Raw genomic sequence first — 14,351 nt, forward strand, 5'->3', positions numbered from 1 at the left:
GGCGGTGGCGGTGGCGGTACCGGGGTGACGGTAACGGCCGGCATGCCCCGACGGAACCGTCCGCCCCCGGGCGGTCAGTCGTCGTCCGTTCCCGCGCCGCTGTCCCGGCGGAGCCTGCCGGACCACACGGGCTCCACCCGCTCCCACTCCCGCTCCCACGCGGCGTACCGGCGCCCCTCGGCCGTCCGCCGTACGAGGAGGAGCGCGCCGGCTCCCGCCGCGCCGACGAGACCCGCCACCGCGACACCGCCGGAGACCGCGGTCAGCGAACGGCTCGCGGCGTCGCCGGGGGCCCGTATCGGGGTCCCCGTCTCGTCCACCCAGACGGTCACGGCGCGGCCCGGGGGCGTCCGGGGCGGCACGCGGACGGTCCCGGACCGGCTCACGCGCTCGGGGTGTTCCCAGGTCGCCGGTGCGAGGGCGTACGGCTCCGTGCCGTACCGGGTGGAGGCGGACGGTTCCCTGGCCGGCCCGGTCGTGGTCGCCGTCACCCGGTGCCGGTGGGCGGCGCGCTCGCGGTCGGCGTCGGCCCCGGCCTTCCAGAGCGCTCCGGTGGCCACGGCGCCGCAGACCAGGGCGAGCGTCAGGAGGAGGACCAGAGCGGCGCGTCCGAAGGCTTCCGGCACGCGCGGGGCGCCGTCGCCGTCCGACGGTTCGTGGCGGGTCATGCCGCACCTCCCGTGGGAGCGGTCCGCCTGCGTTCCGGCGGCTCCGATGTCCATTCTTCCGTCCGTTCGCCGTGCGGCGCAGGGTACGAGGGGGCCGGCGGAGGGGGCCGACTGGTCCGGGGCCCGCACCGCCCTCACCCCCCGGCGGTCCGGGAGCGGTCCACGGGCGGGCCGGGGACGGTGACGACCGGGCACTCGGCGTGGCGCAGCAGGCCGTGGAGCGTCGAGCCGAGCCGCATGCCCGGGTAGCCGCCGCGTCCCCTGCGGCCGACGACCAGGGCGAGGGCGGACCGCGAGGCCAGGGCGAGCTGTTCGACCGGGTGGCCTCCCACGACCTCCTCGACGACCTCCACCTCGGGGTGGCGCCCGGCGCGGCCCGCGACGGACTCGGCGAGCAGCCGTCTGCGGCCGGCGAGGCCCTCGTCGGATCGGTCGGCATGACGGTCGCGGGCCGGGTCGAGGTGCCCGTCGTCCTGGTGAGGGCGCGCGGCGCCGGCGTTCCGGACGGGGCCGTCGTGGCCGGCCTCGATCTGAGGCGGCCCTGCGACGAGGTGCCGTCGTTCGCGTTCGGGGAGGCGGCGCGGCGCCGGACCTCCGTGCACGCCCTGTACGTACAGCGGCTTCCCGTCCACGCGTTGCCGGGCCCTCCGGTCGGGCCGGACGTCCGGCCCGCCGTGGCCCCGGAGGTCGCGGCCTCCCTGGACGAAGCCCTAGAGCCCTGGCGCGCCGCGTATCCGGAGGTCGCGGCCGAGGGCCGGGTCGTGATCGGTTCGGCGGGCCAGGAGGTGGTGCGGGCCGCCGCCGACGCGTCCCTCGTGGTGGTCGGCCGGCGCGCCCGGCGCTCGGCGCCGGGCGCGCACATCGGCGGCGTGGCGTACGCCGTCCTGCACCACGGGCGCGCCCCGGTGGCCCTCGTCCCCCACGGCTGAACGCCCCCGCCGGGACCGCCCTGACGCGCGTCGGCCCCGGCCCGGGGCGGCGTGCGCCCGGGCCGGGGCCGACGGGACAGGCGCTAGGGCAGGAGCTCGTCCATGGAAGCGCGCCCCTTCTCCGCCATGCGGCGTTCCGCCCAGGCGAGGTTCTTCGGGGTCACGTCACGGCCGGAGGCGAGGACCAGGTCCTCCGCCGTGAACTCCCCTTCCGATCCGGCGTGCAGCAGCCGGTCGGGCGTCGGGAAGTCCCCCGGGGACGTCTTGTCGGGCTCAGCGTTCATGCCGCCTCCTACGTGTTCGTCCGGCACTGGCCATTCTCGTGTCCGGTCGGCGAGAACGCATCCGGGGCCGGGAGGGGGCCGGTGCCGGCCCGCCGGACGGGCGGGTGCGCGTCCGGTACGGGCGGCGGGCGGTCAGTCGTCCGGGGTCTCCCAGGGCTGTCGTACGAGGTCGGCGGCGGCCCTGAGGGACAGGGCGGCGCCCTGCTCGTAGTGCCGGGTGTACGCCTCCGGGGCGAGGGCCGCGCGCAGGACCTCCTCCGCGCGGGTGCGAATCAGGGCTTCCGTCTCCGGGGTGAAGGGGCGGAAGCTGCCGCTGCCGGTCCCGGCGTGGGCGTCGTACGCGCCGAGGAACCGCGCCCCGGCCTCGGCGTCGCCCGGCCCGCCCCGCCCGCCGCGGGCCCACGCGGCGGTGCCGAACTGGGCGACGACGAGGTACGGGGCGATCAGGTGGGCCAGGGTCTCCACGTCCACGACGGCGCGGGCGAGGCGTTCGACGGCCCGGTCGTACAGGCCGTCCACGCAGTCGAGCCACGCCCACGTCCCGCCGACCAGGCCCCGGAAGAGCGCCGGGACGCTCTCTCCGAACTCGCCCTCCAGCAGGGTGAGCTGGGCGCGGGCGAGGCCGGTGCGTCCGGTGTGGGCGTAGTGCTGGACGAGCAGCGTCCGGGCGGCTCCGGCGGCCTCGGCACCCCACTTCCCGGCCTCGCCGGCGGCCTCGACGAGGAGCCGTTCGGCCTCCGGGTCGCCTTCGAACCGGTCGCCCTCATGCCGATCATCCTTGGCCCGGTCGCCCTCGGACTGGTTGCCTTCGGGTCGGTCGCCCTCGGGACCGATTCGGAGCCGTGCGGCGGCCAGGCGGGCGGTGAAGACGGACACCTGGGAGGGCGCGCCGACGCGGGCGGCGGCGGCCGTGGCCCGTTCGAAGTCGGCGGCGGCCTCGGGGAGCCTGCCGGCCTGCTCGTAGGCCTCTCCCCGGGCGGCGAGGGACTCCGCGATCCCCCAGGAGTCCCCGGCGGCCTCGAAGAGGGCGAGCGCCTCCTCGGCGTCGGTCTCGCGGCCCGCGAGCTTGGCGCGCATGAGGAGGGCGAAGCCCAGGTCCCAGCCGGGGGCCCGGTCGCGGCAGGCGTCGACGATCTCCGTGAGGGCCGCGTCGAGGCCGGTGAGTTCCCCGGCCATCAGGCGGGCGAAGTACCACATGGTGCCCGGCTGCCGGCAGGTCTGCGGCAGGCCGGGGCGGTACGCGGAGACGAGGCCGGAGAGCCGGGCGCGGCTCTCGGGGCGTTCGAGGGCGGTGGCGCCCGCGCCGCCCTCGGTGGCGAGCGCGTAGAGCCGGCCGCCGCGCCGGGCCTCCCGGAGGCGTTCGCCGGTCCACGGCGGCGGTACGTCGACGCACCGCCCGTCGATCGGTTCCGCGCGCCGGACGGGCTCCCGGAACGGGTCGGGTCCGAGGCGTCCGGCCTCGGCGGCCCAGGTGCGGGCGTCGACCTGGTGGTTGCGCAGCTGCCAGAACCAGCTGAGGCAGTGGACGAGGCAGAGGACCTCCTGCTCGTCGCCGAGCGCCACGGCGGTCCGCAGGGCGCCGCGCAGGTTGTCGTGCTCCCGTTCGAAGCGGGTGATGGCGGCGACCTGTCCCGGCCCGCGCAGCTCCGGATCGGTCCGCCGGGCCAGCTCCCGGTAGTACGCCAGGTGCCGCCGCTCCACCCCCGCCCGCTCCCCCGCCTCCTCCAACCGCTCCCGCGCGTACTCCGCCACCGTCTCCAGCAACCGGTACCGCATCCCCCCGTCCACCGGAGCGGCCACCACCAACGACTTGTCCACCAACGCGCCCAGCACGTCCAGCACCTCCCCGGACCCACCGTCGCCGGCGCACACCGCCTCCGCCGCCGCCAGGTCGCACCCGCCCGTGAACACCGAAAGCCGCCGCAGCACCACCCGCTCCGGATCATCGAGCAGGTCCCACGACCAGTCCACCACCGCCCGCAACGTCTGCTGACGCGGCAACACCGTCCGCGCCCCCGCCGTCAACAACCGGAAACGATCGTCCAGACGCTCCGCGATCTGCCGCAACGACAACATCCGCAACCGCGCCGCCGCCAACTCGACCGCCAGCGGCAAACCGTCCAGCCGCCGGCACACCTCCTCCGCCGCCCCCCGGTCCTCCCCCCACCACGAACCCCGGCCGCGCCGCCGCCCCCCGCTCCCCCAGCAACCGCAGCGCCATCCCCACCGGCAGCGGACCCAACGGCCGCACCACCTCCCCCGGCACCCCCAACGGCTCCCGACTCGTCGCGAGCACGGTCACTCCGGGGCAGCGCGTCAGAAGCTCCTGGGCGAGTTCGGCCGCCGTGCCGACCACGTGCTCGCAGTTGTCCAGGACGAGCAGCATCCGCCGCCCGGCGCAGTGCTCCACGAGGTCGGCGAAACGGCCCTCCGGCACGGCGCCGGGGACGGAAGGGCGCTGCCAGAGCTGTGTCTCGCGGGCGCCGAGGGCGGTGAGGACGGCGGCGCCGACCGTGGCCCCGTCGCGTACGGAGGCGAGTTCGGCGAGGTGGACCGGCCCGTCGTACGTCTCGGCGGCCTCCAGGGCGAGCCGGGTCTTGCCGACGCCGCCCGGGCCGGTGAGGGTGACGAGCCGCCGGGCGCCCCAGTCGGCGGCGAGGTCTCCCAGTTCGGCGTCGCGGCCGATGAAGGAGGTCAGGCGGGCGGGCAGGGCGCGCGTCCGCTCCCCGGGACCGGCGGGCCGGTCCTCCGCGAGGAGTTCGGCGTGCAGGGCGCGCAGTTCGGGCCCGGGGTCCGTGCCGAGGCGTTCCGCGAGGGCCGCGCGCACCTCCTCGTACGCCGCCAGGGCCTCGGCGGGCCGTCCGGCCGCCCGCAGGGCGCGGACGCGCAGGGCCTGGAGGGGTTCGTCCAGGGGCTGTTCCGAGGCGAGGGCGGCGAGCGGCGCGAGGACGTCGGCGGCCCGGCCCAGGGCCAGGTCGGCGGCGAGCCGGTCGCGGCGCGCCCGCGCGTGCCGCTGTTCGACCCGTACGACCAGGGGGTCCGTGTCCCGGCCCGGCAGGTCGGCCAGGGCGGGGCCGCGCCAGAGCCCCAGGGCCTCGTCCAGCAGGACGACCGCCCGCCCCGCGTCCCCGGCGGCGAGCGCGGCCGCACCCTCGCCGGCGAGCCGTTCGAAACGGTGGAGGTCGATGTCGTCCCGGGCGGCGGCGAGGCGGTAGCCGCCGGGGTCCGAGGCGACGGCCTCCCGGCCCAGGGCCCGGCGCAGCCGGCCGACGAGGGCCTGGAGCGCGGCCGTGCGGTCCCGGCCGTCGGCGGGGTCGGCGTCGGCCCACACCTGGTCGATCAGCGTGCCCGGGTCCACCGGTCTCCCACCGGCCGCCGCGAGCGCGGCGAGCAGGGCCCGGAGCCTGCCGCCGCCCAGGACGGCCTCCGTCCCGCCGTCGGTACGGAGGGCCAGACACGGACCGAGGACGCGGTAGGACGGCTGCACCGGCCCATTCTGCCCCGCCGACGCCCGGGGCCCCACCGGATATCCGGGGCGTCACCGACACCTGGGACCCCACTGACCTCCAGAGCACCACCGGCACCCGGGGCACCACCGACGCCCAGGGCACCACCGACACCCCTAGCACCTCCAGCATCTTCAGCACCTCCAGGCGCCCCCAGCACCTAGAACCCCACCGTCGCCGGACCACCACCGACCCACGCGGCCGTGCTCGTCCCACGCGGGGGTCCGACAGGCCCCCGCACGGTCGTCCTTCGCGGCGAACTCGCGCCACGCCGTGTCACCGCCATGGCGTCGCCGGGGTGCGGGTTCGACAATGGGGAGGATGACCGATGACGACCCGCGTGCGCGCAGTGGCGAGATCGGGCCCGCCGAGTGGCTCGCCATGAACCGGACCGGCAGCTTCGACTGGGATCTCGACACGGGCAGCATCGATGCCGACGAGTCCGGGCTGCTGGTCTTCGGCGTGTCCCCGGACTCCTTCGACGGACGTCCCGAGACCCTCGTCGCGCGCCTCGACCCCGAGGAGCGGGTGAAGCTCCGGGGCGTCGTGCGCGAGGCCGTCAAGAGCGGCGCGGCCTCGTACACCGCGCACTTCCCCATCCCGCAGGACGACGGACCACCCCACTGGACGCACGTGCAGGCGCGGATCCTGCGCTCGCCGGACGGACGGGCCCGGCGGATCGTCGGCGTCGTGCGGGACACGACCGCCGAGGTGATGCACTTCGCGTTCGTGCGGGACCTGGAGAAGCGGCGCGAGGTCCAGACGAACATCGTGGAGCGGACGACGAACGCGCTGTCGCGCGCGGTGACCGTGGACGACGTGACGGCGGCCCTGACCGGTCCGGGCGGGCTCGCCCGGCTCGGCGCGGACGGTCTCGCGCTGGGGCTGGTGGAGAACGGCTCGCTGAACATCATCGCGCTCAGCGGGGAGTCCCTCGACGTGCTCGACGGCTTCCGCAACCGGCGGCTCGACCGGCGGCTGCCGCTGGCCGAGGCGGTGCTGAGCGGCCGGCCCCGGTTCGCGTCGTCCTTCCCGTCGCTCGGGCGGGACTTCCCCGAACTGGCCCCCTATCTGCCCCGGCTCGACTTCCGGGCCGCCTGCTACCTGCCGCTGGTGGCGCAGGCCCGCTCGCTGGGCGGGATGGCCCTGTTCTACCGGGGCCGCACCTCGTTCAACCCCGACGAGCGGAACCTGGCCCTGGGACTCGCGGCGATCGTCGCCCAGTCGCTCCAGCGGGCGATGCTCTTCGACGAGGAGCGGGAGCTTGCGACCGGGCTCCAGGCGGCGATGCTGCCGCGCCGGATCCCGGAGATCACCGGCGGGGAGATCGCCGTCCGCTACCACGCGGCGTGGAGCGGGCGGCAGGTCGGCGGCGACTGGTACGACGTGATCCCGCTGCCGCGCAGCCGGGTCGGGATCGTGGTGGGGGACGTGCAGGGCCACGACACGCACGCGGCTGCCATCATGGGCCAGCTGCGGATCGCGCTGCGGGCGTACGCGGGCGAGGGGCACGCCCCTTCGACGGTGCTGGCCCGGGCCTCCCGGTTCCTCGCGGAGCTGGACACGAACCGGTTCGCGACCTGTACGTACGCGCAGGTGGACCTGGCGAGCGGCACCCTGCGCGCGGTGCGGGCCGGGCACCTCGACCCGCTGATCCGGCACAACGACGGCCGGGTGGGGCAGCCCAAGCTGCGGGGCGGGCTCCCGCTGGGCCTGGCGACGGTGTTCGGGGACGAGGAGTTCCCGGAGACACGGCTCGACCTGGTGCCCGGGGAGACCCTGGTGCTCTGCACGGACGGGCTGGTCGAGCAGCCGGACTCGGACATCTCGTCCGGTCTCACCGCGCTCGCCGAGGCGATCGCCAGCGGTCCGCCGCAGGCCGAGGCGCTCGCCGACCACCTCTCCGACCGTCTGTGGGAGCGGTGGGGTTCGGGCGACGACGTGGCCCTCCTGGTGCTGCGGCGCAGCCCGGACCCGGGCACGCCCAAGGCGCCGCGCATCCACCAGTACATCCACCAGGCCGATCCGCAGGGCCTCTCGGACGCGCGGGCGGCGGTGGGGCAGGCGCTGCGCGACTGGGGCATGCGGGAACTGGCCGACGACGCCGAGCTGTTGACGGGCGAGCTGCTCGTCAACGTGCTGCTGCACACGGAGGGGGGCGCGGTGCTGACCCTGGAGGTGCTGCCCGAGCCGGTGCGGCGGGTGCGCCTGTCGGTGCAGGACCGGTCGAGCGCCTGGCCCCGGCGGCGCACTCCGGGCGAGGCGGCCACGTCGGGGCGCGGGCTGCTCCTGCTGGACGCGCTGGCCTCCCGGTGGGGGGTCGAGCCGCGCGGCGAGGGCAAGGCGGTGTGGTGCGAGATCGGCCCGGTGCGGGTGCCGGCCGACGCCGCTCCCGGCGGCGGGTGAGTCCTCGGGAGGGAGCGGCGTCCGGCGGTGGGGTCAGGCGCGCTGCCAGACCGTGGTGACGTTGCAGAACTCGCGGATGCCGTGGCCGGCCAGCTCGCGGCCGTAACCGGAGCGCTTGATCCCGCCGAAGGGGAGCGCGGGGTGGGAGGCGGTCATGCCGTTGACGAAGACGCCGCCGGCCTCCAGGTCGCGGACGAAGAAGGCGACGTCCTCCTGGGAGCGGGTCCAGACGTTGGAACTGAGGCCGAACGGCGAGTCGTTGGCGACGGCCACGGCCTCCTCGATGTCGGCGACCGGGTAGACGGTGGCGACCGGGCCGAAGGCCTCCTCGCGGTGGATGCGCATCTCGGGGGTGATGCCGGTGAGGACGGTGGGCCGGTAGTACCAGCCGTTCCGCAGCTTCTCGTCCTCGGGCCGGTGTCCGCCGCAGAGGGCGGTGGCGCCCTTCTCCACGGCGTCGTCGACGAGCTCCTCCAGGTCGGCGCGGCCCTGTTCGGTGGCGAGGGGGCCGACGTCGGTGGACTCGTCGAGGGGGTCGCCGACGGTGAGGGCGTTCATGGCGGCGGTGAAGCGCTCGGAGAAGTCGTCGTACACGTTCCGGTGGACGATGAACCGCTTGGCGGCGATGCAGGACTGGCCGTTGTTCTGGACGCGGGCGGTGACGGCGGTCTTGACGGCCGCGACGACGTCGGCGGAGGGCATCACGATGTACGGGTCGCTGCCGCCGAGTTCCAGGACGGTCTTCTTGATCTCGTCGCCCGCGACGGAGGCGACGGCCCGGCCGGCCGGTTCGCTGCCGGTGAGGGTGGCGGCCACCACTCGGGGGTCGCGCAGGACGCCCTCGACCTCGCGGGAGCCGATGAGGAGGGTCTGGAAGCAGCCCTCGGGGAATCCGGCGCGGCGGAAGAGGTCGCCGAGGTAGAGGGCGGTCTGCGGCACGTTGGAGGCGTGCTTGAGGAGGCCCGTGTTCCCCGCCATGAGGGCGGGCGCGGCGAAGCGGATCACCTGCCAGAGCGGGAAGTTCCACGGCATGACGGCGAGGACGGGGCCGAGGGGCCGGTAGTGGACGCGGGCGGTGTCCGCGCCGGAGTCCTGGACGTCGCTCTCCGCCGGGTGCTCGTCGGCGAGCAGTTCCTCGGCGTGGCGGGCGTACCAGCGCATGGCCTTGGCGCACTTGGCGGCCTCCGCGCGGGCGGCGGCGATCGGCTTGCCCATCTCGGTCGTCATGGTGCGCGCGATGTCCTCGGTGTCCTCGTCGAGGAGGGTCGCGGCGGCGCGCAGGAGGCGGGCGCGTTCGGCGAAGGAGGTGGTGCGGTACTGGCGGTACGTCTCGTGCGCGGCGGCGACGCGGCGCTCGACCTCCTCGGGCCCGTGGGCCTCGTAGGTGCGCAGCGTCTCCCCGGTCGCGGGGTTCACGGTGGCGATGCCCATGGCCTGTCTCCTCCTGCGTCGGCCCCCGTCCGACACCAACCTTCCGTGAAGAGCGGCGCGGCGCAACAGGGGCGGGGCGACCGGACGGGCGATCCGGCCGTTCAGGCGGTCAGCCAGGTCAGGGCGCCGGTGAGGTGGGCCCGGAAGAGCGGGTCGCGGTACGCCTCCGGGGCGTGTCCGAGGGCGGTGAAGAGGACGCGCCCCCGGTCCACCTCCCGGCACCAGGCGAGCGGGTGGTCGTCGCCGTGGGTGCCGCCCCGGTACGAGGTCTCGTCGGCCCGGGCCAGGACCCGTACCCCCCGGGGGGCGGAGGTGAAGTTGTACCACTCGTCCGTCCACTGCCAGCGGGCCGGGAGCGGGGCGGTCGCCGGGTGGTCCCCGGGGGCGACGAGGACGGTGCCGGGCTGGACCTCGGGGTGGCCGTCGAAGCGGGTGCCGAGGATTTCTCCGTAGAAGGGCCAGTCGGGCTCGGCGTTGGCGGCGGCGTGCACGGCGAGGAGGGCGCCGCCGCCCCGCAGGTAGGCCTCGAAGGCGGTCCGGCCCTCGGGGGTCAGGACGTTCCCGGTGGTGGAGAGGAGGACGACGACGGCGCACCGGGCGAGCCGTTCGGGCGTGAAGGCGCCCGGGTCCTCGGTGGTCTCGGCCGTCCGCCCCAGCTCCTGCGCGAGCTCCGTGAGCGCGGCGGCGCCGTCGGGGATGGAGTCGTGACGGTATCCGGCGGTGCGGGTGTGGATCAGGACGTCTGCGGTGGTCACGCGGCGCGCTCCAGGGGCGGAAGGACGAGGGAGAAAGCGCTTTCTCCCCGTGTTCCGACCGTAGTCACCGGGGGCCGCGCCCCGCAAGGGGCGTTCCGATCCATTGTCGTATCGGATACACGTCTGTATCTTTTGGCGCGCCGTTCCCGCCCGTATCCGTAATCCGCACCCGTTCCACCGAGGAGCCGTCATGAGCACCGTGCCGCCCGCGCTCGCCGCCGCCGTCGGGCCGCTGCCCGAAGGGGTCGTCCTGCCGCTGCCGCCCACCTTCGAGGACGTCGAGGAGGAGCGGCGGTACCGCAAGGAGCAACTGGCCGCCGGATTCCGGATCTTCGGGCGGTTCGGCTTCTCCGAGGGGGTCGCCGGGCACATCACCGTCCGCGACCCCGGCGACCCGGACGCCTTCTGGGTCAACCCGTTCGGGATGAGCTTCACCCAGATCAAGGCCTCCGACCTGATCCTGGTCGACCACGAGGGCGTCGTCCTCGAAGGGCGCCGGCCCGTGAACCGGGCCGCCTTCGTCATCCACTCCCGGGTCCACGCCGCCCGCCCCGACGCGATCGCCGCCGCGCACTCGCACTCCCTGTACGGCAAGGCCTTCTCCAGCCTCGGGATCCCGCTCGACCCGATCACCCAGGACGCCTGCGCGTTCTTCGAGGACCACGGGATCTACGACGACTACCGGGGCGTGGTGAACGAGACCGAGGAGGGCGAGCGGGTCGCCAAGGCCCTCGGCGCGTACAAGGCCGTGATCCTCAAGAACCACGGGCTCCTGACGGTCGGCCACTCCGTCGCCGAGGCCGTGTGGTGGTTCGTCACCATGGAGCGCTCCTGCCAGGCCCAGCTGCTCGCGATGGCCGCGGGCACCCCGCAGCTCATCGACCGGGAGACCGCCCTGCTCACGCGCGGGCAGGTCGGCGGGCACCTGGCCGGCTGGTTCCAGGCGCGCCCGCTGTGGGATCAGATCACCGCGTCCGACCCGGACCTCTTCGACTGATCCCCGCCCGCCCGGGCCCCGCCTTCCGGGAGTTCGCGCGTCGAGGCCTCCAGGAACCCGGGGAGGAACTGGCGTTCCAGACTGCCCGGCGGCAGCGCGTCCGGCTCCACGTAGCTCTGCGCGAGACCGCCCTCGCGCAGGGCGATGAGCAGGCGCGCGAACCGGTCGGCGTCCACGGTCAGTTCGCGCCCGGCCCGGCGCAGGACGAGCGTGAGGCCGCGGGCTATCTCGGCCCGCAGCCGCTCGTCGTGGCGCGCGAGCACCCAGGCGGCCTGCGGGTCCCGGATGGCGTGCAGGGTGAACTCGGTGGTCACCAGGTACCAGTCCCGCTCGTCCGGCTCCACCCGGGAGGCCAGCTCCGCGAGCCGGGCCAGGGTGTACTCCTCGGCCGTCAGCGCGTCGATGGACTCGGCGAGCCGCCGCACCGTCCGCTCGCTGTGCTCGTCGAAGAGGGCGAGGAAGAGCTCCTCCTTGCTCGCGAAGTTCGAGTAGTACGCGCCCCGCGTGTAGCCGGCGCGCTCGCAGATCTGCTCGATCGTCGCCGCGTGGAAGCCGTGCTCGGCGAAGGTCTCCAGGGCGGCCTTCAGGAGCGCCGCGCGGGTGCGGGGCCGCCGCCTGGTGACACCTTTCGGCACGGGTGGTTCCTCCAGTTCGTCCGGGCCGCTCCCGCGGCGGACGCCCACCATACCGGCGCCTCCCGGCCGGGCGGGGATCAGCTCCGGCGGATAAAATTCAGACATGGGAGAGTGGCCGGCCGCGCCCGCGGCGCCCGACCTGGTCCTCGAGATCGACGGGGACGCGACGCTCATGGACCCGAGCCGCGTCTACCGCGTCGGACGGGACCCCACCAGCGACATCGTCCTCGCGGACGCCCGGGCGTCCTGGCACCACGCGGTGCTCAGGGCCTCCGCCGGCCGGTGGACCCTGACCGACGAGGACAGTACGAACGGCACCTTCGCGGACGGCCGGAAGGTGGACCGTCCGCGGGAGGTCGCCGCCGGGACCGTCCTGCGGTTCGGACACCCGGAGGACGGCCCGCGCGCCGTCCTCTCGGCCGGCGCCCCGGCCCGCCGGGCGGAGCCTCCGCCGCCACCGCCCGTACCGGACGCGGCGGGCGCACCGGCCGTGCCGGAGCCGGAACCCGAGCACGCACGGGAACGGGAACCGGGACCGGAGGCCGTACGGGAGCGGGAGACCGTCCCGGAACCGGAGCCCGTACGGGAACGGCACGTGCGGGAGGAACCCGTACGGGAACCGGAGCCCGCCCCCGAGCCAGTACGGGAGCCGGAGCCTGGTCCCGTACGGGAGCGGGAGCCCTTCCCCGGAGCCGTGCCGGGGCGGGAGGCCTCCCCTCCCCGGCCCCCCTCCGTCTCGCACCCCGCCGCCACCGGCACCTTCCGGCAGCCGACGTCCGTCCGGCCGCTGCCCACCCACAGCATCCGCATCGGCCGCGCCCCCGACAACGACGTGGTCGTCCCCGACCTCGTCGTCTCCCGGCACCACGCCGAACTGCGCGCCCACCCCGACGGCACCTACTGGATCCACGACCTGGACAGCCACAACGGCACCTTCCTCAACGGGCGGCCCGTCACCGACGCCCGGGTGACGCCGGAGGACATCGTCGGCATCGGCCGGTGCGCGTTCTGCCTGATCGGCGGGCAGCTGGTCGAGTTCACCGACACCGGCGAGGTCTCCCTCGACGTGCGGTCGCTCGCCGTCACCGTCGACCACGGGCACAAGACCCTCCTGGACGAGGTGTCGTTCCCGGTGGGCGAGAAGTGCCTGCTCGCGGTCGTCGGACCGTCCGGCGCCGGGAAGTCCACGCTCCTGAACGCCCTCACCGGCCAGCGTCCCGCCGACCGGGGCACGGTCCTCTACGACGGCCGCGACCTGTACCGGGACTACGCCGAGCTGCGCCAGCGCATCGGGCTCGTCCCCCAGGACGACATCCTGCACCTCCAGCTGACCGTCCGCCGGGCCCTGGGGTACGCCGCCGAGCTGCGGTTCCCCGAGGACACCGAGCGCGCGGAACGGCAGGCCCGGGTGGACGAGGTGATCCGGGAGCTCGGCCTCGTGGAGCGCGCGGACCAGCCGATCCACAGCCTCTCCGGCGGCCAGCGCAAGCGCGTGAGCGTCGCCCTGGAGCTGCTCACCAAGCCGTCCCTGCTCTTCCTGGACGAGCCCACCTCGGGCCTCGACCCGGGCATGGACCGGTCCGTGATGCACATGCTGCGCGGGCTCGCCGACGACGGGCGCACGGTCGTCGTGGTGACGCACAGCGTGCTCAGCCTGGACGTCTGCGACCGGCTGCTCGTCCTCGCGCCCGGCGGCCGGGTCGCCTACTACGGACCGCCCTCCGAGGCCCTCGAATTCTTCGGCTTCACGGAGTGGCCGGAGGCCTTCGAGGCCTTCGAGAAGGAACGGGACCGCGACTGGGCGGGCGGCTACCGCTCCTCCCGCTTCCAGCGCCGGTACATCACCGACGCCACGGCGGGCCCGGACCTCCCCCTGGGCGGCAGCGCCCCCGGGGACGAGGTGCCCGCCCCGCCGCCGAAGGCGCAGAGCTGGGGCTCCCAGCTGCGGACGCTGGTGCGCCGCTACGCGGCGGCGCTCTCCGCCGACCGCACCTTCATCGTCATCATGGTGGCGCTGCCCTTCGTGATGGGGGCGATGGCCCGCGCCCTGTCCGAGGGCAGTCTCAACCCCGAGTCGTCGCTGAACGTCCTGCTCATCCTCTGCGTGGGCGGGGTCCTCACGGGCGCGGCGAACGCCGTGCGCGAACTCGTCAAGGAACGCACGATCTACCGGCGCGAGAGAGCCGTCGGCCTGTCCCGCTCGGCCTACCTCGCCTCCAAGGTGGTGGTCCTCGGCCTGATCACGGTCGTACAGGCGGTCGTCCTGACCCTGGTGGCCCTGATCGGCGTGCCGCTGAACGTGCCCGGCGGCAAGGGGGTCCTGATGCCCCCGCTGGTGGAGATCACCCTCGCCGTCGCGCTGCTGTCCTTCACGGCGATGATGCTCGGCCTGTTCGTCTCCGCCCTCGTCCGCAAGGAGGAGGTGACGATGCCGCTGCTGGTCCTCCTCGCCATCGTGCAGGTGGTGTTCTGCGGGGCCCTCCTGACCGTGCGGGGCACGCCCGTCCTGGAGCAGCTGGCCTGGCTCGTCCCCTCGCGGTGGGCGTTCGCGGCGATGGGCGCGACGATCGACATCGGGAAGGTGGCGCCGAGCGACAAGACCACCGATCCGCTGATGCGGCACACGGCGGAGGCCTGGCTGTTCGACATGGGCATGATGGTGGTGCTCTGTCTGGTCCTCGGCCTGGTCGTGGCCCGGCTGCTGCGCCGCCACGAGCCGGTCGTCATGCGGAGGTAGGTT

Annotated in this window: 10 protein-coding genes and 1 pseudogene; 4 read left to right on the plus strand and 7 right to left on the minus strand. The window is 75.1% G+C overall.

Annotated elements, in window-relative coordinates; genetic code table 11:
* Positions 1 to 74: 74 nt before the first annotated feature.
* Positions 75 to 668, minus strand: coding sequence for an Rv1733c family protein (locus tag CP977_RS03280; protein ID WP_152369575.1), 594 nt, complete (start codon positions 666 to 668; stop codon positions 75 to 77).
* A gap of 134 nt (positions 669 to 802) precedes the next feature.
* On the minus strand, positions 803 to 1,066 hold the full coding sequence (locus CP977_RS34715) for a universal stress protein (protein WP_308017204.1): 264 nt from the start codon (positions 1,064 to 1,066) through the stop codon (positions 803 to 805).
* Between CP977_RS34715 and CP977_RS03290 the strand changes: the two genes are divergently transcribed.
* The gene (locus CP977_RS03290) at positions 989 to 1,597 is read left to right on the plus strand and encodes a universal stress protein (RefSeq protein WP_308017205.1); all 609 of its coding nucleotides are present in this window, start codon (positions 989 to 991) and stop codon (positions 1,595 to 1,597) included. The two genes, CP977_RS34715 and CP977_RS03290, sit on opposite strands and share 78 nt — an antisense overlap.
* Before the next feature lie 83 nt (positions 1,598 to 1,680).
* Here the strand turns inward: CP977_RS03290 and CP977_RS03295 are convergent, their stop codons facing one another.
* Both CP977_RS03295 and CP977_RS03300 read right to left on the minus strand, forming a co-directional pair.
* Positions 1,681 to 1,881, minus strand: a complete 201-nt coding sequence (locus CP977_RS03295; RefSeq protein ID WP_053640636.1) for a hypothetical protein — start codon at positions 1,879 to 1,881, stop codon at positions 1,681 to 1,683.
* 132 nt (positions 1,882 to 2,013) lie between these two features.
* Positions 2,014 to 5,368, minus strand: a pseudogene (locus tag CP977_RS03300) (ATP-binding protein).
* Between the two features lie 340 nt (positions 5,369 to 5,708).
* On the opposite strand from CP977_RS03300, the gene CP977_RS03310 reads away from it, so the two are divergent.
* The gene (locus tag CP977_RS03310; protein ID WP_109186390.1) at positions 5,709 to 7,793 is read left to right on the plus strand and encodes a SpoIIE family protein phosphatase; all 2,085 of its coding nucleotides are present in this window, start codon (positions 5,709 to 5,711) and stop codon (positions 7,791 to 7,793) included.
* A 33-nt stretch (positions 7,794 to 7,826) separates the two neighbouring features.
* Here CP977_RS03310 and CP977_RS03315 read toward each other — a convergent pair whose 3' ends face one another.
* Both CP977_RS03315 and CP977_RS03320 read right to left on the minus strand, forming a co-directional pair.
* On the minus strand, positions 7,827 to 9,224 hold the full coding sequence (locus CP977_RS03315) for an NADP-dependent succinic semialdehyde dehydrogenase (RefSeq protein WP_062757308.1): 1,398 nt from the start codon (positions 9,222 to 9,224) through the stop codon (positions 7,827 to 7,829).
* Positions 9,225 to 9,325: 101 nt separating this feature from the next.
* Entirely contained in the window at positions 9,326 to 9,979 is a 654-nt protein-coding gene (locus CP977_RS03320) for a ThuA domain-containing protein (protein ID WP_062757310.1), read from the minus strand.
* Positions 9,980 to 10,169: 190 nt separating this feature from the next.
* Between CP977_RS03320 and CP977_RS03325 the strand changes: the two genes are divergently transcribed.
* Positions 10,170 to 10,976, plus strand: a complete 807-nt coding sequence (locus tag CP977_RS03325; protein WP_062757312.1) for a class II aldolase/adducin family protein — start codon at positions 10,170 to 10,172, stop codon at positions 10,974 to 10,976.
* Here CP977_RS03325 and CP977_RS03330 read toward each other — a convergent pair.
* Positions 10,940 to 11,611: a TetR/AcrR family transcriptional regulator gene (locus tag CP977_RS03330; RefSeq protein ID WP_062759147.1), complete on the minus strand. Its 672-nt coding sequence runs from the start codon at positions 11,609 to 11,611 to the stop codon at positions 10,940 to 10,942. The two genes, CP977_RS03325 and CP977_RS03330, sit on opposite strands and share 37 nt — an antisense overlap.
* A gap of 103 nt (positions 11,612 to 11,714) precedes the next feature.
* Here CP977_RS03330 and CP977_RS03335 point away from each other — a divergent pair, with 103 nt between their 5' ends.
* Positions 11,715 to 14,348, plus strand: coding sequence for an FHA domain-containing protein (locus CP977_RS03335; RefSeq protein WP_062757315.1), 2,634 nt, complete (start codon positions 11,715 to 11,717; stop codon positions 14,346 to 14,348).
* Positions 14,349 to 14,351 lie beyond the last annotated feature (3 nt).

Source organism: Streptomyces cinereoruber (assembly GCF_009299385.1).
GTDB classification, from domain to species: domain Bacteria; phylum Actinomycetota; class Actinomycetes; order Streptomycetales; family Streptomycetaceae; genus Streptomyces; species Streptomyces bikiniensis.

Excerpts from the sequence above, each read along its gene's own strand:
- CP977_RS03295 (WP_053640636.1), bottom strand. The coding sequence starts at position 1,881 with ATGAACGCTGAGCCCGACAAGACGTCCCCGGGGGACTTCCCGACGCCC.
- CP977_RS03280 (WP_152369575.1), bottom strand. The coding sequence starts at position 668 with ATGACCCGCCACGAACCGTCGGACGGCGACGGCGCCCCGCGCGTGCCG.
- CP977_RS03315 (WP_062757308.1), bottom strand. The coding sequence starts at position 9,224 with ATGGGCATCGCCACCGTGAACCCCGCGACCGGGGAGACGCTGCGCACC.
- CP977_RS03325 (WP_062757312.1), top strand. The coding sequence starts at position 10,170 with ATGAGCACCGTGCCGCCCGCGCTCGCCGCCGCCGTCGGGCCGCTGCCC.
- CP977_RS03335 (WP_062757315.1), top strand. The coding sequence starts at position 11,715 with ATGGGAGAGTGGCCGGCCGCGCCCGCGGCGCCCGACCTGGTCCTCGAG.
- CP977_RS03310 (WP_109186390.1), top strand. The coding sequence starts at position 5,709 with ATGACCGATGACGACCCGCGTGCGCGCAGTGGCGAGATCGGGCCCGCC.